The organism is Pseudomonas sp. 13B_2.1_Bac1, from assembly GCF_025466155.1.
GTDB classification, from domain to species: Bacteria; Pseudomonadota; Gammaproteobacteria; order Pseudomonadales; family Pseudomonadaceae; genus Aquipseudomonas; species Aquipseudomonas aylmerensis.
Genome location: NZ_JANLOH010000109.1, coordinates 22,386 through 47,303 on the forward strand (window position 1 = coordinate 22,386; position 24,918 = coordinate 47,303).

General features: G+C 63.1%; 20 protein-coding genes. 18 read left to right on the top strand and 2 right to left on the bottom strand.

Annotated elements, in window-relative coordinates:
- Positions 1-7: 7 nt before the first annotated feature.
- The 3 genes from NTD80_RS27645 (at position 8) to NTD80_RS27655 (ending at position 4,007) form a co-directional block, all read left to right on the top strand.
- Complete coding sequence (locus NTD80_RS27645) at positions 8-517, top strand: sigma-70 family RNA polymerase sigma factor (RefSeq protein ID WP_065899507.1); 510 nt, start codon at positions 8-10, stop codon at positions 515-517.
- Complete coding sequence (locus NTD80_RS27650) at positions 514-1,464, top strand: FecR domain-containing protein (RefSeq protein WP_262135590.1); 951 nt, start codon at positions 514-516, stop codon at positions 1,462-1,464. The genes NTD80_RS27645 and NTD80_RS27650 overlap by 4 nt, the downstream gene beginning before the upstream one ends.
- 92 nt (positions 1,465-1,556) lie before the next feature.
- Positions 1,557-4,007, top strand: coding sequence for a TonB-dependent siderophore receptor (locus NTD80_RS27655; RefSeq protein ID WP_262135591.1), 2,451 nt, complete (start codon positions 1,557-1,559; stop codon positions 4,005-4,007).
- Positions 4,008-4,114: 107 nt separating this feature from the next.
- Here the strand turns inward: NTD80_RS27655 and NTD80_RS27660 are convergent, their stop codons facing one another.
- Both NTD80_RS27660 and NTD80_RS27665 read right to left on the bottom strand, forming a co-directional pair.
- Positions 4,115-4,819 (bottom strand): DUF3142 domain-containing protein, encoded by a 705-nt coding sequence (locus NTD80_RS27660; RefSeq protein ID WP_262135592.1) that lies wholly within the window; start codon positions 4,817-4,819, stop codon positions 4,115-4,117.
- Positions 4,816-6,981 (bottom strand): outer membrane assembly lipoprotein YfiO, encoded by a 2,166-nt coding sequence (locus tag NTD80_RS27665; RefSeq protein WP_262135593.1) that lies wholly within the window; start codon positions 6,979-6,981, stop codon positions 4,816-4,818. The genes NTD80_RS27660 and NTD80_RS27665 overlap by 4 nt, the downstream gene beginning before the upstream one ends.
- Positions 6,982-7,160: 179 nt before the next feature.
- On the opposite strand from NTD80_RS27665, the gene NTD80_RS27670 reads away from it, so the two are divergent.
- The 15 genes from NTD80_RS27670 (at position 7,161) to pgaD (ending at position 24,727) form a co-directional block, all read left to right on the top strand.
- Entirely contained in the window at positions 7,161-8,765 is a 1,605-nt protein-coding gene (locus tag NTD80_RS27670; RefSeq protein ID WP_262135594.1) for a glycosyltransferase family 39 protein, read from the top strand.
- A 33-nt stretch (positions 8,766-8,798) separates the two neighbouring features.
- Entirely contained in the window at positions 8,799-9,044 is a 246-nt protein-coding gene (locus NTD80_RS27675) for a DUF2789 domain-containing protein (RefSeq protein WP_262135595.1), read from the top strand.
- A 337-nt stretch (positions 9,045-9,381) separates the two neighbouring features.
- Positions 9,382-10,035, top strand: coding sequence for a hypothetical protein (locus NTD80_RS27680; RefSeq protein WP_262135596.1), 654 nt, complete (start codon positions 9,382-9,384; stop codon positions 10,033-10,035).
- A complete protein-coding gene (locus NTD80_RS27685; protein ID WP_262135597.1) occupies positions 10,032-10,448 on the top strand; it encodes a hypothetical protein in 417 nt (138 codons plus the stop codon). Before NTD80_RS27680 ends, NTD80_RS27685 begins: the two co-directional genes overlap by 4 nt.
- Positions 10,449-10,733: 285 nt before the next feature.
- Complete coding sequence (locus NTD80_RS27690; RefSeq protein ID WP_065899514.1) at positions 10,734-11,144, top strand: MarR family winged helix-turn-helix transcriptional regulator; 411 nt, start codon at positions 10,734-10,736, stop codon at positions 11,142-11,144.
- Entirely contained in the window at positions 11,141-13,219 is a 2,079-nt protein-coding gene (locus NTD80_RS27695; RefSeq protein WP_262135598.1) for an FUSC family protein, read from the top strand. The genes NTD80_RS27690 and NTD80_RS27695 overlap by 4 nt, the downstream gene beginning before the upstream one ends.
- Entirely contained in the window at positions 13,216-13,425 is a 210-nt protein-coding gene (locus tag NTD80_RS27700; protein WP_012721577.1) for a DUF1656 domain-containing protein, read from the top strand. The genes NTD80_RS27695 and NTD80_RS27700 overlap by 4 nt, the downstream gene beginning before the upstream one ends.
- Positions 13,422-14,312 carry an efflux RND transporter periplasmic adaptor subunit gene (locus NTD80_RS27705; RefSeq protein ID WP_065899516.1) on the top strand — a complete coding sequence of 297 codons (891 nt, stop codon included), beginning with the start codon at positions 13,422-13,424 and terminating at the stop codon, positions 14,310-14,312. The genes NTD80_RS27700 and NTD80_RS27705 overlap by 4 nt, the downstream gene beginning before the upstream one ends.
- Positions 14,309-15,751, top strand: coding sequence for an efflux transporter outer membrane subunit (locus NTD80_RS27710; RefSeq protein WP_262135599.1), 1,443 nt, complete (start codon positions 14,309-14,311; stop codon positions 15,749-15,751). Before NTD80_RS27705 ends, NTD80_RS27710 begins: the two co-directional genes overlap by 4 nt.
- Before the next feature lie 81 nt (positions 15,752-15,832).
- Positions 15,833-16,465 carry an NADH:ubiquinone oxidoreductase subunit N gene (locus NTD80_RS27715; RefSeq protein ID WP_065899518.1) on the top strand — a complete coding sequence of 211 codons (633 nt, stop codon included), beginning with the start codon at positions 15,833-15,835 and terminating at the stop codon, positions 16,463-16,465.
- Positions 16,466-16,612: 147 nt separating this feature from the next.
- Entirely contained in the window at positions 16,613-18,109 is a 1,497-nt protein-coding gene (locus NTD80_RS27720) for a YdgA family protein (RefSeq protein WP_262135600.1), read from the top strand.
- 299 nt (positions 18,110-18,408) lie between these two features.
- Positions 18,409-20,889, top strand: coding sequence for a poly-beta-1,6 N-acetyl-D-glucosamine export porin PgaA (pgaA, locus tag NTD80_RS27725; RefSeq protein WP_262135601.1), 2,481 nt, complete (start codon positions 18,409-18,411; stop codon positions 20,887-20,889).
- Positions 20,890-20,901: 12 nt separating this feature from the next.
- Entirely contained in the window at positions 20,902-22,899 is a 1,998-nt protein-coding gene (gene pgaB, locus NTD80_RS27730; RefSeq protein WP_262135602.1) for a poly-beta-1,6-N-acetyl-D-glucosamine N-deacetylase PgaB, read from the top strand.
- 2 nt (positions 22,900-22,901) lie between these two features.
- Positions 22,902-24,242 (top strand): poly-beta-1,6-N-acetyl-D-glucosamine synthase, encoded by a 1,341-nt coding sequence (pgaC, locus tag NTD80_RS27735; RefSeq protein ID WP_106805496.1) that lies wholly within the window; start codon positions 22,902-22,904, stop codon positions 24,240-24,242.
- Between the two features lie 2 nt (positions 24,243-24,244).
- Positions 24,245-24,727 carry a poly-beta-1,6-N-acetyl-D-glucosamine biosynthesis protein PgaD gene (pgaD, locus tag NTD80_RS27740; protein ID WP_065899523.1) on the top strand — a complete coding sequence of 161 codons (483 nt, stop codon included), beginning with the start codon at positions 24,245-24,247 and terminating at the stop codon, positions 24,725-24,727.
- Positions 24,728-24,918 lie beyond the last annotated feature (191 nt).

Here is a 24,918-nt window from a genome sequence, read left to right on the forward strand (position 1 = left end):
GCTTTTCATGGACACCGCGACCAACGGCCAGCAACAGCTTCACCTCCTGTACCGCGATCATCACGGCTGGCTGCAAGGCTGGCTGCGCAAGCGCCTGGGCGACCGTGAACATGCCGCTGACGTGGCGCAGGACACTTTCCTGCGCCTGCTGGTCTCCGGGCGCTTTCCCGGTGACAAGGAAAGCCGCAGCTACCTGGCGCAGATCGCGCGCAACCTGGTGATCGACCAATGGCGTCGCCTGCGCATCGAGCGCGCCTACCTGGAAAGCATTGCGCACTTGCCTGAGCCTGAGTCGCCGTCGTTGGAGACCCGCGCGCTGATCCTCGAAACGCTGATGCAGATCGACGCCATGCTCGACCGCATGCCCGATAATGTGCGCCGTGCATTCCTGTTGTCGCAGTTCGAGGGCTTGAGCTATGCGCAGATCGCCGAGCGCCTGGGCGTGACCGTCAGCTCGGTGCAGAAGTACATGACCCGCGCCATCGTCGCCTGCTACCAGGTGGCGTACGCAGAATGAGGCATGACGCGCCCATCGCCCCGGCCATTGTCGAGCAGGCCAGCGAATGGCTGATGCTGCAGTGGGGCGGTGAGCTGCAGGGCCAGCAGCACGAGGCGTTTGCCCAGTGGCAGGCCGCCGATCCGGAGCATCGCCGCGCTTGGCAACGCTTGCAGCACCTGCAGCAAACCCTCGGCGGCGTGCCGGTCGACAGCGCCCGCGCGGTGTTGCGCGACACCCCGGACACCCAGCGCCGCGCCGCGCTCAAGCTGCTCGGCCTGCTGCTGGTGGCCGGCGGCAGCGGCTACCTGGTGCAACGCAGCGAACCCTGGCAGGCCACCTTCGCCGACTACCGCACCCCCACCGGCGAGATTCGCCACGTCACCCTCAGCGACGGCACGCGCCTGGACCTTAACAGCGACAGCGCGGTGGACCTGCGTTTCAGCGCTAGCGAGCGGCGTATTCGCTTGATCCGTGGCGAGGTCCTGCTGACCAGCGGCCACGACCCGGTGCGCCCGCTGATCGTCGAAACGCCTGCCGGTGATGTGCAGGCGCTGGGCACTCGTTTCGCCGTGCGTGAACTGCCCGAGGGTAGCCGCGTCGACCTGTACGAAGGCCGCGTGCGAGTGACCCCGCGACATGGCACGGCGGTGCAGATGAATGCCGGCGACAGCCTGTGGTTCGATGCGCGGCACAGTTCGGCGCTGCCGCCAGTGAGCGCCGCAGCCAGCAGTTGGACCGAGCATCGGCTGATTGCCGAGCGCCAGCCGTTGGGCGAGTTCGTCGCGCAACTGAGCCGTTACCGCCCCGGCCTGTTGCGTTGTGACCAGGCGGTGTCGGGCCTGTTGCTCACCGGCGTCTTCCCCCTCAACGATACCGACGCAATCCTCGCGGCCCTGGAGCGTTCGCTGCCGGTGCAGGTACAGTCGGTGACGCGCTACTGGGTGACCATCAAGGCGCGGGCCTGATTATTTTTTCTTCAGGTCTTGTCGGTTTGCGCGATCCGTTCGGGATACCTCTTGAAAGCCAATCAAGAAGCGTTCTCACGGGGAGTCCTGCAATGCCGCACCACCCAATCCAACCCTTGGCCCGCGCCCTGCGTCGTGGCTTGTTTGTCAGCCTGCTGGCGACGATGCCGATGCTGCCGACCCAGGTTCATGCCGAAGACTCCACTGAGGCAATGCGCGCCTACAACATCCCGGCGGGCAGTCTCGATCAGGCCTTGAACCATTTCGCGAGTGCCTCGGGCATTTTGTTATCGGTCGACGCCACATTGACCGAGGGCAAACGCAGTGGCGGCCTGCAGGGGCGTTACGGCGTCGGGTCGGGCCTGGAGCGGTTGCTCGCGGGCAGCGGCCTGGTGGCGGTGCAGGCCCAGGGCGGTTGGTCGTTGCAGGCGATTTCCGGTGGCGGGCCGTTGCAGCTCGGTGCAACCCAGATCAGCGGCCAGCAGGCCCAGGAAAGCGCCTGGGGACCGGTGGACGGCATCGTCGCCACGCGCAGCGCGTCCGGCAGCAAGACTGATTCGGCACTGGTGGAAATTCCCCAGACCATCAACGTGATCACCGCCGCCGAGATCAAGGCACGCGGTGCCCAGAGTGTCACCCAGGCGTTGCTCTACACCCCAGGCATGACCGCCGGCGGCTTTGCTGACCGGGTCAAGTTGTTCGACGAGCCGACCTCGCGCGGCTTCACGCCAACGCCCTTGTACCTCGACGGTTTGCACCTGCCCTACGGCGGCGGCAGCACGGGTGGCGCGTTGCAGATCGAGCCCTACTCCCTGGAGCGCATCGAAGTGCTCAAGGGCCCGGCCTCGGTGCTGTATGGGCAGAACCAGCCTGGCGGTATCGTTAACATGGTCAGCAAGCGCCCCAGCGAAACCCCGGTGCACCAGGTGGTGCTGCAAGCCGGCACCTATGAGCACAAGAGCGCGGCCATCGACCTCAGCGGCCCGCTGGATGAGCAGGGGCAATTCCTCTACCGCCTCACCGGCCTGGCCAACGACGGGCAGGACGAGATCAATTACGTCGAAAACAAGCGCCAGTTCATCGCGCCCAGCCTCACCTGGCAGCCCAGCGACGACACCCGCGTGACGCTGTTCGCCCAGTATCAGAAAGACAAAGGCGTGCCCGAAGCCCAAGGCCTGCCGGCGTCCGGCACCTTGTGGGCGAACCCCAACGGCAAGATCAAGCGCGACTTGTTCCTCGGCGAGCCGGGCGTCAACCAGTACAACCGCGAGCAGTACGCGCTGGGCTACGAGATTTCCCATCGCCTCAACGAGACCTGGACCCTCAAGCAAAACGCGCGCTACGCCGAGGTGGATGACCGCTACACCGCGCCGTTGCACGGCTACCGTTTTGTTGCCAACCCGGCCACCGGCGTGCAAGACCAACGCTACCTGCAACGCTTCGGCGTGGACTGGGCGCAGAACAACAAAGTGTTTGGCGTGGACAGCATTGCCCAGGCCGAATTCGACACGGGCGCGTTGGCCCACACCCTGATCATCGGCCTGGATTACTACCACTCCGGTTCCCTGTTCCATGGCCGCTATGACCGCAATCCGCCGGTGATCGACCTGTTCAAGCCGGTCTACGGCCAACGCCTGGATTTCGGCCAGCCGTATCGTTGGGACCGCAACCTGAGCCAGACCGGGCTGTACGTGCAGGACCAGATCAAACTGGATAAGTGGGCCGTGGTGCTCGGCGGTCGCTATGACTGGGCCAGCGTGGTGAACAAGGAGCCGCTGCAAGGCACGCGTTTTGCCAGCAAGGACGAAGCCTTCACCGGCCGCGCGGGCCTGGTGTATCTGTTCGATAACGGCTTGGCGCCTTTTGTCAGCTACTCGGAGTCGTTCCTGCCGCTGACCGGTACCGACGCCCAGCGCAAACCGTTCGACCCCTCCACCGGCAAGCAATATGAAGTCGGCATGAAGTACCAGCCGCCGGGCCAGAAGAGTTTTGTGCAGGTGTCGGTGTATCAGCTGGACCAGGAAAACGTGATCACCACCAACCCCACCGAGACCTTCAGCACCCAGAGCGGCGCCATGCGCTCGCGCGGTGTGGAGCTGGAAGCCAAGGCGGCCCTCAGCGATGCCTGGGAAGTCATCGCCTCGGCCTCGCGCAACGACATCAAGTACACCAAGGATGAAGAAGGCCGTGAAGGCCGCCATCCTGCGGGAATCTCGCCGCTTACTGCCTCGATGTGGGTCAACTACACCGTGCTGGGCGATACGCCGCTGGCTGGTGTCGGCGCCGGACTGGGCGTTCGCTATGCGCGCCAAAGCCTGGGCGACTACTTCGAAGGCGCGTTCAGCGTGCCGTCGTACAGCGTCTACGACGCGAGCCTGAGTTACGACCTGGGCGTCTCACCGCTCAAGCTCAAGGGCGTGAAACTGGCGATGAACGTGCAGAACCTCACCAACAAGACGTATGTGTCGCAGTGCACCAGCGACCTGGATTGCTACTACGGAGCAGGGCGCACCGTGGTCTCAAGCCTGACGTATGACTGGTGACCCCCTGAGCCTGTAGGAGCCCGGCTTGCGGGCGATAAGGACTGAAAGCACCTCAGCTCTTCAGGCCGCTATCGCCGGCAAGCCGGGCTCCTACAGTTTTGTGCCTTTCACGGGTTCCGTAGAAACACCACGTACCCCCGAAACCACTCACTCCCCTGCAAATACCCAGGCTCATCCCACTCCCCACCCTGGATCAGCCCGATCTTGAACGGCAGCCCCAGCCGATTCATGCGGGGCAGGTATGCCGCGTAGTCCGGGATGCTCTGGCGTCCTTGATAGGTCTGCACCACCACCTCGTCCACCACGCCCTTGAGCTGGGCGATGGCGGCGGGGTCGGCGTTGCTGCTCCAGTCCATCAGGCCGGTGATGCTCAAGCGCAGGTCGGCCGGCAGGCGTTGGCGCAGGTCGCGCAGGAAGTCGGCGTATTCGTGCAGGTACTGGGTGCGGGCGTCGAAGTCGATCTGGATGCCGACCACCGGGTTGCCCGCGTCGCGCCAACGTTGCACCTGGCCGAGCAGTTGGGTGTAGACGCGTTCCGGCCAGTGCAGGGTATGGGCGCGATACACCACCCAGACTTCACCGCGGGTCAGGCGCGGCACGCTGATGCCCTGGGCGATCAGTTGCACGCCGCGCTGCGGGGCGCGGCGTGTAGCGTTGATCTGGCCCTGGAGGATGTACAGGGTCTTGGCCTGCTTGAGCACCGGCTGCGGTGCGACACCGCTCCACAGCCAGAAGGCGTCATAGTCACCCGAGTCGACGGCGCCGAAGGCCGGGCTTGCCAGCAACAGCAAGCCGAGCCACAGGTGCCTCACCAGTAGTACTGCAGCGACTTGCCCCACTGGGTGTCGGCAAATCCGCTCTTGAGCTGGCGGAACCAGGCCTTGCGCACGGCCGGCTCGACGTCCTGGCCGCCGCAGCTGTTGTAGCCGGCGGGCGCGTAGCAGTTGATGGCGCGAAACAGTGCGTAGGCCTTGTCATTCTTCGGCGCCTTGGGATTGCCGATGACGAGCTTGTAACCGTCCAGCCGCGAGAAGGTTTCACCCTTGAAGTCCGATGCAGTGCTGCCCAGGCTGCCGGCGGCGCGCGCTTGCTCAAGCGGCATGCCGTCGAGGCCGTTACGCAGGATGAACTCACCGAAGCAGTTCAGGCCCTGTGGGTTTTTTGCATCGGCTTGAAGCATCCCGGCGGTGTGCAAAATGCTCGGGCAGGCATAGCCGGATTCGGCTTTGTCGCCGTTCCATTGGAACAGTTTCAAGCTCTGGCTGGCGCTGTAGACGTAGCCCAGGCTGGTGCCCAGTTTGTCTTCCGGCGCCTGGGCGGGCAGTTGCTTGAAGTCCTCGGCGAAGGTCGCGAACTGGCCGTGCAGCAGGTCTTTGTAGAGCAGCACGAATTGCGCGGTCTGGCGCTCCAGCGGGTCGCTGGCCTGGGCAATTTGCTGACGCAGCAACTCAGGCCCGGCGACGTTGCGCAGCAGGATGTAGCGCACCTGCTTGGCACTGATCGGCGAGTCGGCCGCAAACACCTTGGCCAACTGGCCGCTGCGCTCGTAGTTCATGGCCAGGGCCAGCTCCAGCTGATCGCGTTGCAGTGGTTGCTTGGCCAGCGGCAGCAGTTGCAGCCAGAGCGCCTCGGCGCCTTTCCAGTCTTGCTGGGCTTCCAGCGCCAGGGCGCGCAGGGTCTGCTGGCTGAAGGCAAAGTAATCCAGGTTTGACGGCACGTCCCGGGGCAGGTGCTTCAAGGCATTTTCGGGTTGATGTTCCACGTACAAGGCGTACACCGCCTGCAGGTAGTCGAACAGGGCCGGCTCGTTGGCAAATGTGGCTTTCTGCTTGTCGAGGTCTTCGCGGCTCAAGCGCGGCGGGTTTTGGGTGCGCATCAGCATCAGGTCCCTGACCGCCTGCAGCATCGGGTCGCCGAGGCGACTGCTGCCTATCAGCAACTTGAGGTCGGCTTCCTCCACCAGTTCGTCCACCGACACATTGCGCTGGGCGTCGCTGGCGTCGGTGAGTTGCCAGGCAAAGTCGGCGGCGAGCTTGTCGTCATCGTTCGCCAGCCAATGCACCCGGCGCAGCAGGCCATGGGCAGAGGCCACATAAGCGCCCTGTGGATAAGTTTTCAGGTAGCCGAGGAAGCCCGCTTCGGCATCGTGCAGCGCGGACTTATCCACATGGTCGAGCTGCGGCATGTCGTATTGGTCGAACGCCTCGGCCTGCGCCTGGTTGAGTGACGCGCGCGCGGTCATGTACAGCGCGGTTTCCTTCAGCCATGGCAGCTCGCTGCTGCTGGCGGCGGCAAAGCCCCGTTCGGCATCGCTGAAGCGTCCGCTGTAGAAGTCGGCGGCGGCCTGCAGGTAAGTGCGCAGCAGCTGTGCATTGGGTGACGAGGTTTGCTGCGCGTCGAGCACCTGGCCCTCCCAGGTGCAGGTGCCGAGTAACTGCAGGCGCGCCTTGATCAGCAGGTCGCGCTCGGCCGGCGGCATGTCGGCCTTGATCACCTGGCTGATAAACGCGGTGGCGCTGTCCTCGTTGTTGCTGCGGCAACGGCTGCCTTCGCCGTTGAGGAAGGCGTCACCGGCGGGCGTGACGTCGCCGCGCGGGATGCCCAGGGGTTGCAGCAACGTCTCGAGTTCGGCTGTACGCGAGTTGCCCGGCGAGTTGTCGGACGCTTCGTCCGCAGCGGGAATCGGTACGAGGCGATATGCCGGGAACGGCACTGGGCCGAATCCCTGGGACAGGTCGTCCTCGCTCAAGGCATTCGGCGCCAGGGGCGCGGTCTTTTTGTCGGCCAGCAGCAAGCGCAGGTTCACGCGACTGTCGTTGCCGGGGCTGAGAAAGGGCTGGTTGCTGCACGCATCGAGGCTGTCATGCGAGACCCGCCAGTCGGGGTAGCACGAGTCGTCGGAGCTGGCGAGTGCCGGCTGGGAAATACCGGCGAGCAGTGCCAGTGCCAGGGGTGACAGAAAACCGATGCGCATGACGTGTCCTTGATCCTGAGTCCTTGGAGGGCGCCAATAATAGCCTGTTCCTGCGGGTGCTTCGGTGAAGCCCTACACAAATTGCTGATTTGTCCGATTCCAGAAGCGAACCGGGGGCTTTTGTCCTAGAGTGGCGGTGTTCGCACTGAGGCAATCAGGGCAGTAGTAGGGAAATCGAGGTGCGTCGGTCTGTGGTAGAGCAAAACGAAAAGGTCGGGACGTTGCCCGCATTCAATCGACTCACGTGGGAAGGTGCCGGTTGGCTCAGCCGATTGTGGTGGGTGCCGATCCTGGCCCTGGCCATGGGCCTGCGTTTTTATGGCCTGACCTCGGCGGCGATCTGGGGCGATGAAGGTTCCAGCCTGCTGCTCAGCGAGTACGCGGCGGCCGACCTGTGGTTTCACGCGGCCCATGATGTGCATCCGCCGCTGTACTTTTTCCTGCTGCGCGGCTGGATCGAACTGTTCGGTGACAGCATCCTGTCGATTCGCGGCATGAGTGCGATCCCCGGCGTGATCGCCGTGGGCCTGGGGATCTGGCTGACGCGGCAACTGTCCACCCGGCGTGCCGCGGTACTGGCGGGGATACTGCTGGCGCTGCTGCCCACGGCAGTGCGCTACAGCCAGGAAGTGCGCATGTATTCGTTGCTGGGTGTGTGGCTGCTGGCTGCCACGCTGGCGCTGGTGTACTGGGTGCGCCAACCCGAGCGCACGCGTTACCTGGCGGTGTATGTGCTGTTGATGACTGCCGGTTTCTACACCCATTACTTCACCGCACTGTGCGTGCTGGTGCATTGGGCCTACCTCGGTGTGCTGTGGCGCACGCAACCGCGCGGCCAGCGCCTGCTCGCGCGCCCGGCCTGGTGGGTGACCAACGCCGTGATTGTGTTGCTGTACCTGCCGTGGTTGCCGAACCTGTGGGATTTGGTCCAGCACGTCGACCAGCTCAAAGTCGGCGGTGATATTGGCTGGGAAGACCCGGTCAACCTGTTCTCCCTGCCGTCGATGATCTGGCAGTTCGTGCTGCAGGATGAAGGCGGCGGTTTCTGGCCCCTGCTGTTCTGGCTGTACCCGCTGCTGCTGATTGCCGTGGTGGTGATCACCGCCGTGCATGACCGTGAACGCTACCGCCCGGCCTGCCTGCTGGCGCTGTTTCTGCTGCTGCCGCTGTTGCTGGTGTATGGGGTGTCGTTCATCTCCCCGGTGTTTATCGAGCGCTATCTCACCGCCTATGCCCTGGCCTTGCCGATGCTCGTGGCGCTGGCCATCGACCGCCTGCCGGCGCGGTTTTCACTGCTGGGGGCGGCGCTGTTTGTGCTGTTTGTCGGCGTGGAATTGGTGGGTCTCAAAAACAACTTCACGGTGGATGAGCACGACCAATTCAACGTGCCGGTGGAGTTCGTCAACCGCAACTACCAGGAAGGTGACCGCATCGTCCTCAGCGACATGCTGTGGTACCTCAGCTACGTGTATTACGACCAGACCGACGCGCAATTGCAGCTCTACACCCCGCCCAAGCCCGACGGCACGCCCACCCGACCGAACGCCTACGGCTTCGGCACGCTGGTGGACCAGGACGGCGGGCGCATCTACCTCGACCGTCTATCGGCGCTGCCTGTCGAAAGCCGTCGCGTGTGGCTGATCAGCAGCAACGAGGCGCCGGATGACTTCGCCCCGCTGCCCGAGGGTTGGCGCGAGCTGAGTCGTCAGGACGGCGGCGGCGCGAGGGCGCGTCTGTTTGTGTTGTGCAACGTGCCATCGGCGCAACCCGAGGGCTGCCGCTAGACTCGGTTAAACCACTTCCAGCAGGAGCCCATCATGGAATCGCCCGTGCACAGCTTGCCGTCACTGTTCAAACAACTGGGGTTGCCGGATGACCCGGTGAGTATCGAGCAGTTTGTGGCGGTGCATTCGCCGCTCAAGCCGGATTTGAACCTGGCGGAGGCGTTTTTCTGGTCAGAGAGTCAGCGCGCGTTTCTGCGCGAGGAGATTCTGGAGGATGCGGATTGGGCTGAAGTGGTGGATGAGTTGAACCTGATGTTGCGCGGTGGGCGAGGGGGCTAAAAGACGTTGTTGAAACACGCCATGTAAAAAATGCTGAGGTAAAAAACTGGGCCTTAATCGCCCAAGTGAATGTTCTCTGTTGATCGCATTCGCTAATCAGCCCGTTAGAGCTTGATCCATGGGTGGCGACTGCCGTTAATACTTCGGCTTCGTGTGGAGACGAGTGCAAGGTTCAAAAGCCTTGGCGCAGGCTGTTTCAGTACAGCGTGTCAGAGGAGGTAGGGCGTATCCTGCAGGAGGCTCGGAAATTTCCTATCGACTAAACGGAAGTGGGCGATAGTGGAAGGTGTGAGGTACTCGTTATTAACAGGCGCTGACTCCCTGCTCTGGACGCAACATGAAACGCCTGGTCCCACGTGACGAAATTGAAAGTTATGAACTCACAAAGATCGAGAGCCCCTATTTTGCGGGAATAAAAGTACGAGAGTTTTTTCGCGCCCCATATGCCCTGCCTGGGTTGATTGAACTGCTCAGTGAGTGCGGTCTTTCTCCCGTTTGCTGCGCAGCTGAAAAAGACCAGCGGCGAGTGTTGGATAAACTGGCATCTGGTGACTGGTTGTTTGTGATGGACTATCCCTTCCTGCCTTTAAGTCGCGAATGTCGCGTCAAGTATGGACATCTGATGGGGCACCGACTGTATGTCGGGCCTGGCAAATGGGAAAAGGTAAGCCTCGATTACGATGGAATTAAAAATATCGCGATCCTCGCCGCCAATCGGTTAGTTTCGGCGGCTGATGAGGGAAGAGTATTTTTCTCGGAGGGCAAAGACCTTGCGAATACCACCAGAGTTCTGACTCAACGGTGGGTAAGGCTTGATCATCGAGATGATCAAATTAGCCACAGATCAGTTGAGCGTCGATACGGAGAGCTGCGGCATATAAAGCAACGTTATATGGAGGGCGATGACAACTGGCAGGTGGGCGGTAAGTCGTGGCATTGGCAGCCTGTAATAGCGGATATGGCCTATGAGTACAAGGAAGCGGGAAAATGACGCGCAAGGCTGTTTTTTGGTTTTGGGGAGCCATGGATGCTCTTTATCTGATTCGGTATGCAGTGGCCAGCGCAAAAGAGGGAAGAATTCCTTATTTGACCGATCTTGAAAGTGCTTTATGGGTGCTGCGTGATCACAGTGTTGTCCAGTTATACATGTTCGGCTTTGCCATGCTGCTGCAAGTTTCCATCGTGATGTCGTGCCTACTGTTCTTTCTCGGACGTGAACAGGTGAAGTGGGTTACTTACCTTCAAACACCCTTGCGATTGGCTTTTATTGTGCCTTCTTTTTCGCTGTTGATGGTTGGTGCTCAGCTTGTTCCTAACGACAACCTGGTGCTAATCGCTGCATTAGTCGTTGTCTCCGAGGCAGTGAAAGTCTGGAGCGTCTGGCGGTGGAGCAAAAGGTGCTGATATTTCCCAGCGAACTCCAGCGCTGCCTGGACGGCGAGACTGAACAGCAGCCCAAAACCTAACCTAATCCACCTGTGGGAGCAGGCACGCCAGCTCCCACAGGCGATTTTCAGCGTCAGAAGTCCTACACCCGCGCTCAGACCCGCTTTACTTACCCCCACATCCACCACCCATCCGGCAAATTGTTTCAAAACTTGACGGCTCTGGATCCATCCACCATATTGATAGTTAGCAAACTAACTGTATGCGAATTATTCAGTGTCCCAGACCCTCGAACAACTCCAGATGAACCTCAGCAGCAGCATGGTGGTGGGCGCCCGCAACTGGCGCAAAATCTGCCAGACCACGCTGGTGAGCTATGGTATTTCCGAAGCCTGCGCCGTGCCGTTGTTGATGATCGGCCGTTTGGGCGACGGTGTGCATCAGGTCAAGGTGGCCCAGGCCTCCGGCATGGAAAGCCCGTCGCTGGTGCGCCTGCTCGACCAGTTGTGCAGCGGCGGCTACGTGTGCCGCACCGAAGATGTCCACGACCGCCGGGCCAAGGCCTTGAGCCTCACCGAGCGTGGGCGCGAGCTGGTGCAAGCGGTTGAAGAACAACTGGTGCGCCTGCGCAAGGACGTGCTGGCGGACATTGCTGCGAACGACCTGGAAGCGGCCCTGCGGGTATTGCGTGCCTTTGAGGCGGCGACACTTTGAACGGATTTTTTACCGGTTTCCCACCGGCCCGCGACTGGTTCTACGGCGTGCGCACCTTTGCGGCGTCGATGATCGCCCTGTATATCGCCATGCTCATGCAGATGCCGCGCCCGTATTGGGCGATGGCCACGGTGTATATCGTCTCCAGCCCGTTTGTCGGGCCCACCAGCTCCAAGGCCCTGTACCGCGCCATCGGCACGTTCATGGGCGCGGCGGCGGCGGTGGTTTTTGTGCCGATGTTCGTGCAGTCGCCCTACGTGCTGGTGGTGGTGATCGCGCTATGGACCGGGATTCTGCTGTTCCTCTCCATGCACCTGCGCACCGCCAACAACTACGCCTTGATGCTGGCTGGCTACACCTTGCCGCTGATCGCCCTGCCGGTGGTGGATAACCCGCTGGCCGTGTGGGATGTGGCCGAGGCGCGCACGGAAGAAATCTTCCTCGGCATCGCGGTTGCGGCGGTGGTCGGTGCGATGTTCTGGCCGCGTCGCCTGATGCCGGTGTTCGACGGCTCGGTGGCCAAGTGGTTTGCCGACGCGCAGGTCTACAGCCTGCGTTTCCTCAGCCGCAATGTGCAGCCGGAAGAGGTCAGCACCTTGCGTGGCGGCATGGTCGCCACCTTCAACACCCTGGAATTGATGATCGGCCAGTTGCCTCACGAAGGCGCGCGGCCGCAGACGGTGCGCAACACCAAGGAATTGCGCGGGCGCATGATCCACCTGTTGCCGGTGGTGGATGCCCTCGACGATGCCCTGTATGCCCTGGAGCATCGCGCGCCGGAGTTTCTGGAGCGCATCGCGCCGATACTGGAAGCCTCCCGGCAATGGTTGGAAAGCACCACGCACGCTGCGCCGCTCGAAGCCTGGCGTGCCCTGCGTGACCAACTCGACGCCCTGCAACCCGAAAGCGAAGCCCTGGACGACCGCCACACGCTGCTGTTTTCCAATGCGCTGTATCGCCTCGGCGAATGGATCGACCTGTGGCAGGACTGCCGCAGCCTGCAAGCCGCCATCCAGTGCGAAAGCCAGGACACCTGGCGCGCGGTCTACCGCCACTGGCGCCTGGGCCGGCTCACGCCGTTTCTCGACCGTGGCCTGATGTTCTACTCGGCGTTTTCCACGGTCACCGCGATCATCGTCGCCTCGGTGCTGTGGATCCTGCTCGGCTGGACCGACGGCGGCAGTGCAGTGATCCTGGCCGCGGTGGCCTGCAGCTTTTTCGCCTCGATGGACGACCCGGCGCCGCAGATCTACCGGTTCTTTTTCTGGACTGCCATGTCGGTGCTGTTCGCCAGCCTGTACCTGTTCCTGGTGCTGCCCAACCTGCATGACTTCCCGATGCTGGTACTGGCGTTCGCGGTGCCGTTTATCTGCATCGGCACGCTCACCGTGCAGCCGCGTTTCTACCTCGGCATGCTGCTGACGCTGGTCAATACCTCGTCGTTCATCAGCATCCAGGGCGCCTACGACGCGGACTTCCTGAATTTCGCCAACGTCAACCTGGCCGGGCCCGTGGGCCTGCTGTTCGCGTTCGTGTGGACGCTGATCGCGCGGCCCTTCGGTGCCGAGCTGGCGGCCAAGCGCCTGACCCGTTTCAGCTGGCGCGACATCGTCAGCCTCACCGAGCCTGCAACCCTGGCCGAACACCGGCACATGGCCGCGCAGATGCTCGACCGCCTGATGCAGCACCTGCCGCGCCTGGCCCTGATCAACCAGGACACCGGCACCGCCCTGCGCGATTTGCGCGTGGCGCTCAACCTGCTCGATCTGCTGGCGTACTCGCCGCGCATCTACGGTGTGCCGCGCGTGCTGCTCAACCAGGTGGTGGAAGGCGTGGGCGGTTACTTCAAGGCCTGCCTCAAGGCGGGTGAACGCTTGCCCGCGCCCAGCGGTCTGCTGATGACCCTCGACCGCACCCGGCGCGCGCTCAACGGCCAGGGCCTGCAAGACGAAGACGACACCCGCCTGCACCTGCTGCATGCGCTGGCCGGCCTGCGCCTGTCGCTGCTGCCGGGGGTGGAATTTATTGGTGGCACGGAGATGGAAGCGCCGCTGCCTGATGGAGCGCCTTTATGATCGGTGATCTGGATATCAGCGGGGTGTTCCTGCCCACGCTGCTGGTGCTGATGGGCATTACGTACGTGTTGTTCCTGGTGGTGCACGGGCTGTTGACCCGCGTCCACTTCTATCGCCTGGTCTGGCACCGGGCATTGTTCAATGTGGGGCTCTACGCGCTGTTGCTGGGCGCGGTGGACTCACTCAGTCGATACCTGATGACATGAAAAAACCTTTTTTGACCATCGGCCGTGTAGTCCTCACGTTGTTGATCGTGACGTTTGCGGTTGTCGTTGTGTGGCGCATGGTCATGTACTACATGTTTGCACCCTGGACCCGTGACGGGCACATCCGTGCCGACATCGTGCAGATCGCCCCGGACGTGTCCGGGCTGATCCAGCAGGTAGAGGTGCGCGACAACCAACTGGTGACCAAGGGCCAGGTGCTGTTCGCCGTCGACCAGGACCGCTTCAAGCTGGCCCTGCGCCAAGCCCAGGCCGCCGTAGCCGACCGCCAGGAAACCCTGGCCCAGGCCCAGCGCGAGTACAAGCGTAACCGTGGCCTCGGCAACCTGGTGCCCAGCGAGCAACTGGAAGAAAGCCAATCGCGCGTGGCCCGTGCGCAATCGGCCCTGGCCGAAGCCCAGGTGACGGTAGATTCCGCCCAACTCAACCTCGACCGCTCGGTGATCCGCAGCCCGGTGGACGGCTACGTCAACGACCGCGCGCCGCGTGCCCAGGAGTTCGTGACGGCCGGGCGCCCGGTGCTGTCGGTGGTGGACAGCAACTCGTTCCATATCGACGGCTACTTCGAGGAGACCAAGCTCGACGGCATCCACGTCGGCATGAGCGTGGACATCCGCGTGATCGGCGACAATGCGCGCCTGCGTGGCCATGTGCAAAGCATCGTCGCCGGTATCGAAGACCGTGACCGCACCAGCGGCTCCAACCTGCTGCCCAACGTCAACCCGGCGTTCAGCTGGGTGCGCCTGGCCCAGCGGATCCCGGTGCGCATTGCCTTTGACGATGTGCCGGCGGACTTTCGCATGATCGCCGGGCGTACGGCGACGGTGTCGATCATCGGTGACAAGGTCAAAGATGGAGACAAACCATGAAGCAGCTCCTGGCAACCGCTGCGTTGGGGTTGTTGCTGTCGGCCTGCCAGGTGGTAGGGCCGGATTACAAGCTGCCGGAAAAGTCCGCCGTCAACCGTGGCGACCTGCAAGGGCAGCTGGCGGGCGAGGGCAACAATGTGGTGTCGGCGCCGGTGCCGGCCGACTGGTGGAAACTCTACAAGGACCCACGCCTGGATGAGTTGGTGCGCCAGGCCATGGCCTCCAACACTGACCTGCGCGTGGCCGCCGCCAACCTGCAACGCGCGCGTTTCCAGACTCAGGAAGCCGAATCCGCCGGCGGTTGGAGTGCCGGTGCCAAGGCCGAGGCTCAGCGCCTGCAGGAGTCGGGTGAGGCCTATTTGCTGACGGAAAAAGTCCCGGTGGCCAACATCGGCAGCGCCAGCATCAGCACCTCGTACCAGTTCGATCTGTTCGGCACCCTGCAACGCGGCATCGAAAGCGCCCAGGCCAGCGCCGACGCCGCGCAAGCCGCCGCCGATATCGCCCGCATCACCCTGGTGGCCGATGTGGTGCGCTCCTATACCCAGGTCTGCGCGGCCAATGAAGAGCTGGCGATTGCCAACGAATCCCTCGACCTGCAAGGCCAGAGCACTAAGCTGACCCAGCGCCTGCGCGACGCCGGGCGTGGGGATGAAACCCAGGTAACCCGCTCGCAGACCCAATACAAATCCCTGCGTGCCGACATGCCGCGCTACGAAGCCGCGCGCCAGGCCGGGCTGTTCCGCCTGTCGATGCTGTTGGCCAAGCCGCTGGACCAACTGCCGGCAGGCACTGCCACCTGCGCCGAGCTGCCGCACATCGCCCAGTTGTTGCCGGTGGGCGACGGCGCGGCCCTGCTCAAGCGCCGTCCCGACGTACGCCAGGCCGAGCGTCAACTCGCCGCTGCCACCGCGCGTATCGGCGTGGCGACCGGTGCGCTGTACCCGGACATCAGCATCGGCGCCACGGTGGGCACCGTCGGTATCCTCGACGACCTGGGCACCGCTCCCACCAACCGCTGGGGCTTTGGCCCGCTGATCAGCTGGTCGTTACCCACCAATGGCGCGCGTGCGCGCATCCACGAAGCCGAAGCCGCGACCCAGGGTGCCCTGGCCCACTTCGATGGCGTGGTGCTCAATGCCATCCGCGAGACCCAGACCGGCCTGGCGCAATACACCGCGCAGTTGCAACGGCGCGACGCGCTGACCGAGGCCGGCGAGTCCGCACGGGAAGCCGCCGACCAGACCCACCGCTTCTTCCAGGCCGGCCGCGCGTCGTTCCTGGCCGACCTGCAGGCCACCCGTACCTACACCGACGTCCGCGCGCAACTGGCCGCGGCCAACACCCAGGTTGCCATGAGCCAGATCGATCTGTTCCTGGCCCTGGGCGGTGGTTGGGAAAGCGGACGAACGCAAGCGTCACAGGGCAGCAAACCCTGAGCAGGTAGCTATGCTTTGTCAGGTGGATCGCCGTGACGATCCGCCTGACACTGCTCGCGTTTGCTCATGGGGATTCCAATAATGAAAAACCCTTATGCTCCCGCTTTCTGGTGCGTGTGCTTCGCACTGGTGTTGTTATCGGCTGCCTATTTCTACGGCGTCATGCTTGCCCATCAGATCGACAAGGCCATGGTGTTTCTCGACAGCGCGTGCCTGGTGATTGGCACGCTGTCCATCGGCGTCGTGGCGTGGGCCTCCTACCAAAATCAACGCGTGAAGAAAAAGCTCCTCGAACAAGGCAAGACCCGCGTGGCCATCTGGGACACCAAGGTCGCCCTGCGGCGCGTCGAAACCGTGTTCGATCGCTATTTCTGGGGCAGCTACTGGCAGCCTGGGCGCACCTTCCAGGAAGTCATGGGCGACCTCACTGGCACGCCCCTGGAAAAAAGCCTCGAAGTCCTGAAAAAACAGTGCGTAGCCCTCGATCAGCAGGTAGCCGAGGGTAGGCATTGGCTGAATAACGCGCGGGAATTGTCCGACGTCGCCACGCAGATGGCCCGCGAACGCTACCAACTGGACTTCTGCGACCCCAAGACCGACACCCCGGGCAATGCCGTCATACACCGCGAGTTTGAGGTGTTGGTGTACACCTGGACCGCGCGCCTGAAGAGTTTTGACCACCAGCTCGACGAGATCGAATTGGAGTACTCGTGAACCAACTGCACGCCTGACCCCTCTGAAAAGCTGGGCCGTCCGCGGCCGCCAGTGCTAATCTTCCCCCGCTTTCGGCGGGCTTGAGCCAACCCCTTTGGGGTTCAAGGAAGACAGCCCACTTCTCACAGGATTTGATCAGGTCACTTCATGAATAAGCCAGCAGTTGTTCTTTTGGGTTTCGTTGTCGCCGTTGGCGTCGTCAGTGCAGGCGGCGCCTGGTACACCGGTAAGCAGCTGGAGCCCGTGCTGCAAACGGCGGTGCAGGACGCCAACAAGGAACTGCAACGGTCCATGGCCGGCGTCGACGGCAGCGTCGCCCTGGAACTGGTCTCCCTGGACCGTGGCTTGTTCAGCAGCACCGCGCACTACCGCCTCAAGGCGCAAGGCTCGTTCTTCGGCGAGCAGAACCCCAATCCTGAACTGCTGTTTGTCGACCATATCGAACACGGCCCGCTGCCGTTCTCGCGCCTGGTGTCGCTGAAATGGCTGCCGGTCATGGCCACCAGTCACTACGAACTGGAAAAGAACGCCACCACCGAAAAATGGTTCGCCGCCGCCAAGGACGTGTCGCCGCTCAAGGGCGTGGCCAATATCGGCTACAACCGTTCGGTCAGCGGTAACCTCGAACTGCTGCCCCTGGAGTACAAGGACGAAACGTCCTCGGCAAGCTTCTCCGGCGCCAACCTGGACTTCGACAGCACCGCCGAAGGCAAGAAGGTCAAGGCCGATGGCTACATGAACAGCCTCAAGATCGCGGTGATCGATGCCAATGGCACGCCGTTCGACGCCGAGTTTGCCGGCCTGACCGTCGCCAGCAACCTGGAGAAATCCACCTTCGGCTTCTACACCGGGCAGAACACCGTTGAGCTGACCGACAGCAAGCTGACCTTCGGTCCGCAGAAGGCCGTGCTGACCCTCAAGGGCTTCGAGCAGAAAGACACCAGCGAAATCAAAGAAAACAGCATGGATGGCCGCGTTGACTACAAAATCGACGAGATCGGCTACCAGGGCAAACCGGTTGGCTCCGCTGCCATGGCCGTGAGCCTGAAGAACATCGACGTGCCGTCGGGCCTCGTGCTGACCAAGCTGTACCAGGACAAGATGCAGCCGGTGCAAGCCGCCGCCGCTGCCGGCCAACCGGTGCCGGAGCTGCAACTGACCGAAGCCGAGCAGACCCTGGCCGAAGCCAACGTCAACCAGTTGCTGGCCGCCAAGCCGCACCTGGCGCTGGAAAACCTGTCGTTGAAAACCACCCACGGCGAAAGCAAGCTCAGCCTGGTCGTGGACCTGGCCAAGCCGGCCTCCATGGAACTGCCGCCGATCGAGCTCGGCAAGCAGATGGTGTCCCTGCTGGACGCCAACCTGACCCTGTCCAAGCCAATGATCGCCGACGTGGCCGCCCTGCAAGCGCAGGTAGGTGGCGTAACCGATCCTAAAGCCATCGAGCAGCAATCCCAGATGGCCAGCGAGATGGTCAGCGGCATGGCGGTCGGCACGCAACTGGCGACCCTGGTCGGCAGCGACGTGGTGTCCAAGCTGCACTACGCCAACAATGAAGTGACCTTCAACGGCCAGAAGATGACCGTTGAGCAGTTCATTGGCTTCGTGATGTCCAAAGTCGGTGCGGTGAGCGGCGCGCAGTAAGAATTTCGCCATCACCCCGAAATAAATAATGGGGGAGCGGGGTTGCCTGCGATAAGGGTCAAACGGTCGGCGCGTAGCCTTGCCGTCACCCCCTTATCGCACGCAACCCCGCTCCCCCATTCGCTTTTCAGAATCTGCGGCAATTCTGAACAATTGTTCTGAATTGTCCATTTCGATACAAGCGTCGGGGATAGTTCCTACAGGAAAGCTAGGTCGGGTCACGAGACGCCGACACCCTGAGGCAAATTGCTCAGGACCACCTATCGTTACAGCTTTCCGTGTGTAAGGAAGCTCACGATATGTTGCGAAACCTACCACTCAGTGCCACAGGACGGTTGCGACTGCTCATCGGGGTCGCCTTGTGCAGCCAATTGCTGGTCCCCACCTTCGCCATGGCCGATTCGGCCTATGACGCCCTGATCATTCAGGCGCGCAACGGCAACTTCACTCCCGCCCTCACGCAACTGCGGCAATGGCCCGCCGAGCGCCAGACGCCAGGCCAGATCAGTGACCATCTGGTGATCGCCGGCTGGGCCGGGCAAGACGCTGAAGTGCTGAAGGTGTACGAGGCCCAGGGCGCGAACCGCAACCTGACCTCCCAGGCGCTGGCCACTGTTGCGCGCACCTATCGCAACCAGAAGCAGTGGGCGCAGGCCGAGGCAGTCTATCGCCGCGCGCTGCTGCGTGAACCGAACAATGTCGACCTGCAACTGGGCCTTGCGCTCACACAGGCCGACGGCGGCCAGGCCAACGAAGCCGTGCAGCGCACCCGCGCGCTGGTGGCGGCCAAGCCGGACGATCCCAACCGCCGCATGGCACTGGGCTACGCGCTGACCCGCGCCGGTCTCAATTACGACGCGTTGTTTGAATTCGACCAGGCGTTTATCCGCACTGGCGACAAGCCTGAAGTCGCTCGCGAGTACATCGTCGCCCTGCAAAAGGCGCGCTTGCCGGAAGCCGCGCTGCGCCTGTCGGCCAAGCGCCCGGGCCTGCTGGATGATGTCACTCAGCGCCGCCTGGAAGGCGACGTGGCGGCCGAGCGTGTGCGCATGGCCGAGTTCGCTACGCGCACCGAGCAGGAACGCTATGTCATCGCCGACCGGGCGCTGCAGGACTACGACAAGCTGCTCGCTCGCTGGACCCCGGACCCCACTGCGCATGACGACGTCGTGCGCTGGCGCATCGACCGCCTCGGTGCACTCAAGGCCCGTGCGCGCATGGCGCAGGTCATCCGCGAGTACGAAACCCTCAAGAGCGAAGGCGTGCAGTTGCCGACGTATGCCGTGCGCTGGGTCGCCGCCGCCTACCTCGACCAGCGCGAGCCGGAAAAGGCCGAGCCACTCTATCGCCAGGCCATCACGGCGCCGGACGCCGATCCGGCGGACCATGTCGAAGACAGCACCGCGCTGTTCTATGCCTTGCTCGAGAGCGACAAGGTGATGGAAGCGCGTGAGGTCGCCAGCAACCTGGCCGACAGCCAGAACCCACGGGTGGAACTCAAGGGCCTGCCGATCGGCAACCCCAACGACAGCTGGATGGATGCGCAACAACTGTCGGCCCAGGCCGGCACTTACGGCGGCGACCTGCCAGGCAGTGAAGCCGGCCTCGAAGCGCTGGTGGCCAAGGCCCCGGGCAACGTCGGCTTGCGTCTGGCCCAGGCCGATATGTACCGCGCCCGTGAATGGCCGCGTCGGGCCGAGGGCAGCCTCAAGGAAACCGAAGCCCAGGCGCCGCGCGACATCGGCCTGGAAGTGAGCCAGGCCTACACCGCGATGGATCTGCAGGAATGGCGGCAAATGGACGCGCTGACCGATGACGTGCTCGCGCGCAACCCGGACAACCGCCAGGTGCAGCGCCTCAGCCGCCTGCGCGATGTACACGACATGGCCGAGCTGCGTGTCGAGGCCTACACCGGTAAAAGCTACGGCGGTGGCGGCAATGACGACGTGGGCGCGGTCGCGGGCAGTCGCGACTGGGGCATCGAAAGCGTGCTCTACAGCCCGCCCATCAATGAAGATTGGCGCGTGTTCGCCGGCGCCGGTTATGCCACCGCCGACTTCACCGAAGGCACCGGCCAGCACCGTTTCCAGCGGGTTGGCGTGGAGCAGCGCACCCGCGACATGACCCTGGAGGCTGAAGTTTCCAACCATTCCTACGGCTACGGCTCCAAGCAAGGCGCCGCGGTGTCGATCACCCGCGACATCAACGACAACTGGCAATACGGCGGCAGCCTCGGCTACCTGCTGGCCACCACGCCGTTGCGGGCGTTGAACGCCGACGTCACCGCCAACGGCGGCAGCGGCTTTATCCGCTGGCGCGCGAATGAAAGCCGCGAGTGGAAACTGTCCCTGAGCCCGTCCCACTTCAGCGACGGCAACAATCGGCTCGAAGCCTTGCTCACCGGCCGCGAGGGCATCTACAGCTCGCCCCATGTGCAAGTCGACCTGGGCCTGGAGGTCGGCGCGAGCCGCAACACCAAGGACGACACGGTGTACTTCAACCCCAAGTCGGACCTCAGCGTGTTGCCCAGCGTCACCGTCAATCATGTGCTCTATCACCGCTACGAGACCCAGTGGAGTCAGCAGTTCCAGGTCGGTGCGGGTACCTATAGCCAGCGCGACTACTCCACCGGCGGGGTCGGCCTGATCGGCTACGGCCAACGCATCCGCTGGAATGACGTGCTGGAAGCCGGCGCCAACCTGAGCTTGATCAGCCGACCTTATGACGGCGATCGCGAACGCGATCTGCGCCTGCTCGTCGACCTCACTTACCGTTTCTAGAAGAGCCTGACCATGACCGTCCTCAGCCGTTGCTTGTTGGTCCTGGGTGTATTGCTGGCCAGTGCCTGCGCCCAGCAACCCGCGCCTTACACCCCACCCGCCGAGCGGCCGACGCCGCCCAATGAGGCGCCGTGGCCGAAGAACCATTTCCTCGGCATCGCCTACCACGATGTCGAGGATCGCGACCCGGACCAGGCGGTGGTGGCGGTGCGCACCGAGCGGTTGATCGACCAATTGGCCTGGCTGCGCGAGAACGGCTACCAGCCGGTCAGCGTCGACCAGATCCTGGCTGCACGCAGCGGTGGGCGCGAGCTACCGCCCAAGGCCATCCTGCTCAGCTTCGACGACGGTTATTCGAGTTTCTACACCCGCGTGATGCCGATCCTGCGGGCCTATCATTGGCCGGCGATCCTGGCCCCGGTGGGCTATTGGATCGACACGCCGCTGAACAAACCGGTGGACTTCGCCGGCACGCCCCGCGCGCGCTCGGACTTCCTCACCTGGCAGCAGGTGAAGGAGATATCCCAGTCGGGCCTGGTCGAAATCGCCGCGCATACCGACGCCAGCCACACCGGGATCCTGGCCAACCCCCAGGGCAACCTGGAGCCCGCCGCCGCCACACGGAGCTACGATGCCGCTACCGGCAAGTACGAAACCGACGCGCAGTTCCAGGCGCGGATGCGTGCCGACGTGACGGCCATCTCCAACAAGCTGCGTGCCGTCACCGGCAAGGCGCCGCGTGTGTGGGTGTGGCCTTATGGCGCCGCCGATGGCACGTCCCTGGCCGTTGTGGGCGAGCAGGGCTACCAGATGGCCCTGACCCTGGACGACGGCCTCGACGACCTTGCCAACCTCAAGAGCAGCCCGCGCTTTCTGGTGGCGTCCGACCCGGATGGCGAGCACTACGCCAACGCGATTGTCGGCACCGAGACCAAGGCCTCGATGCGCGTGCTGCATGTCGACCTCGACAACGTCTACGACCCTGACCCGACCCAGGAGGCGCGCAACCTCGACCAGTTGGTGCAGCGCGTGGTGGACATGGGCGTGAGCACCGTGTTCCTGCAAGCCTTCGCCGACCCCAAGGGCGACGGCCTGGTGCATTCGCTGTACTTCCCCAACCGCCACCTGCCGGTGCGCCGCGACCTGTTCAACCGCGTGACCTGGCAACTGCGCACCCGTGGTCATGTGGCGATCTTCGCGTGGATGCCGGTGCTCAGTTTTGCCCTCGACCCGGCGTTGCCGCGCGTCACCCGTTGGAACCCGAAGACCGGCCAGCTCGGCCTTGATCCGGACCAGTACAAGCGCCTGTCGCCGTTCGATCCGAAAGTGCGCCAGCAGATCGGCGAGATCTACGAAGACCTGGCGCGCAACACCGCTGTCGACGGCGTGCTGTTCCACGACGATGCGATCCTCTCGGACTTCGAAGACGCCAGCCCGGCAGCGCTCAAGGCCTACGCCGCCAACGGCCTGCCCGACACCATCGCCGCTTTGCGCGCCGACCCGGCCGTGATGCAGCGCTGGACACGCTTCAAGAGTCGCTACCTGATCGACTTCACCCAGGAGCTGACTGCCAAGGTCCGTGCCATCCGTGGGCCGCAGGTGCAGACCGCGCGCAATATCTTCGCCGAGCCGATGCTCAACCCCGGCAGCGAAGCCTGGTTCGCGCAGAACCTCGATGACTTCCTCCAGACCTACGACTGGACCGCGCCCATGGCCATGCCGCTGATGGAAGGCGAAACGCTGAAGAACTCCAATGCCTGGTTGGAAAAATTGGTCGCCACGGTCAAGGCGCGCCCCGGTGCGCTGCAACGGACCGTATTCGAACTGCAAGCCAAGGATTGGCGCACCCAGGCCGCGCCCGATATCGACGGGGCGCAGATGGCACAGTGGATGGGTGTACTCAAACGCCAGGGGGTCACGAGTTTTGGTTATTACCCGGACAACTTCCTGGAAAACTCGCCGGATCTGAAGACAGTGCGTCCGGCCCTTTCCAACCAATGGAACCCTTGACCATGTTCGACAGAATCCTGGCGTTATTCGTGCTGGCACTGGTGTTGGGTGTGCCCCTGGGCCTGATCTTCCTGGTCACCGGGCAGTTCCTGATGGACTTCGTGTTTTTCTACCCGCTGTTCATGTCGGCGCTGTGGATCGCCGGTGGACTGTATTTCTGGTTGCACTGGGAGCGCCACTGGCCGTGGGAAGAAGACACCCCGGCGCCGGTGCTGGCCGGCAACCCGCTGATCTCGATCATCATCCCTTGCTACAACGAGGGCGATAACGTCGCCGACACCATGGAGGCCGCGCTGGCCCAGGTGTACCCGAATATCGAGGTGATCGCGGTCAACGACGGTTCCTCCGACAACACTGCCGCAGTACTGGATGCCCTGGCCTTGCAGCAGCCACGCCTGCGCGTATTGCACCTGGCGCAGAACCAGGGCAAGGCGGTGGCGTTGCGCATGGGCGCCGTGGCCGCGCGCAGCGAATACCTGGTGTGCATCGATGGCGACGCGTTGCTGGATAAGAATGCGGCGGCCTACATGGTTGCGCCGATGCTCGACAACCCGCGCCTGGGCGCCGTCACCGGCAACCCACGGATTCGCACGCGCTCGACGCTGATCGGGCGGGTGCAGGTGGGCGAGTTCTCGTCGATCATCGGCTTGATCAAGCGCACCCAGCGGGTGTTCGGGCGGATCTTCACGGTGTCGGGTGTGGTGGTGGCGTTTCGCAAGAAAGCGCTGGACCGCATCGACTACTGGAGCACCGACATGATCACCGAGGACATCGATGTCAGTTGGAAGCTGCAGCTCGATCACTGGAGCATCTTCTACGAGCCGCGTGCACTGTGCTGGATCCTCATGCCGGAAACCGTCGGAGGCCTGTGGAAGCAGCGCCTGCGCTGGGCCCAGGGCGGCGCCGAGGTGCTGTTCAAGAATATCCGTGGCATCTGGCAGTGGCGCCATCGCTACCTGTGGCCGTTGCTGTTCGAGTACTGCCTGTCCACCGGATGGGCCTTCACCTTCCTGCTGTCGGTGATCTTCTGGGGCGTGGGTAAATTCATCCCGCTGCCACAGGCAATTACCGTGGACTCCCTGGTGCCGCCGGCGTTTACCGGGCTGGTGCTGGCGATGGTGTGCCTGGTGCAGTTTGCGGTGAGCATCCTGATTGACCGGCGCTACGAGAAAGACCTGTGGAAAACCCTGTTCTGGACCGTGTGGTACCCGATGGTGTTCTGGCTGGTCAGCCTGTTCACCACCTTGGTCAGTTTCCCCAAGGTGCTGTTCAACCAGCACCAGAAGCGCGCCCGCTGGGTCAGCCCGGATCGCGGTATCAAACCCCTTGAAGAGGAGGCGTGAGCATGAAACTGGTCAGAACCCGCCAGCGCTCCGTGATGTGGATCATCGATGTGCTGTTGACCCTGATGGCCTGGGCCGGCTTGATCTGGCTACTGGCTCGCGGGATTACCTCGATGCTCGACACCCACGGCGGTCCCCGTATCGAGGCGCCGATTTTTGCGGCGCTCAACACCCTGCAGGTTTACCTGTGGATTGCCTTGTTCAACGCCGTGATCCTGATCAGCTGGGCGCGCTACCAGCAACGCCGGGGCCGCAAGTTCGCCCAGCGTCGCGCCGAGGCCAAGGCCCTCACCGACCAGAACCTGAGCGACAGCTTCAGCCTCGGCGAGGGCGACCTGGAGCAACTGCGCCGGCCTGGCGTGCTGGTGATCCACAATGACGACGACGGCGGGGTGGCGGAGGTCAAATCCCATGTCTCGCGGGATGTGGAAAAGCCGGGGCTGACCCTGGTGCCTGGCCAGGATCGCAACAAGGACGCCAGCTAGGATTTACGCTGGAGAGTGTTCCCGCGCAATGTGGGAACACTCTTGGGTAATACCGATAAGTGGGATCCAATTCACAAAAACGCCGCGAACTTTTCTGCCTTTTCCGGTACTAACTTATCTCGGCAAGAACTTGATGGCTAACTAATGGCAACTTTCAAGTTCTCCGACGAATCGCCATCAAAACTAATGCC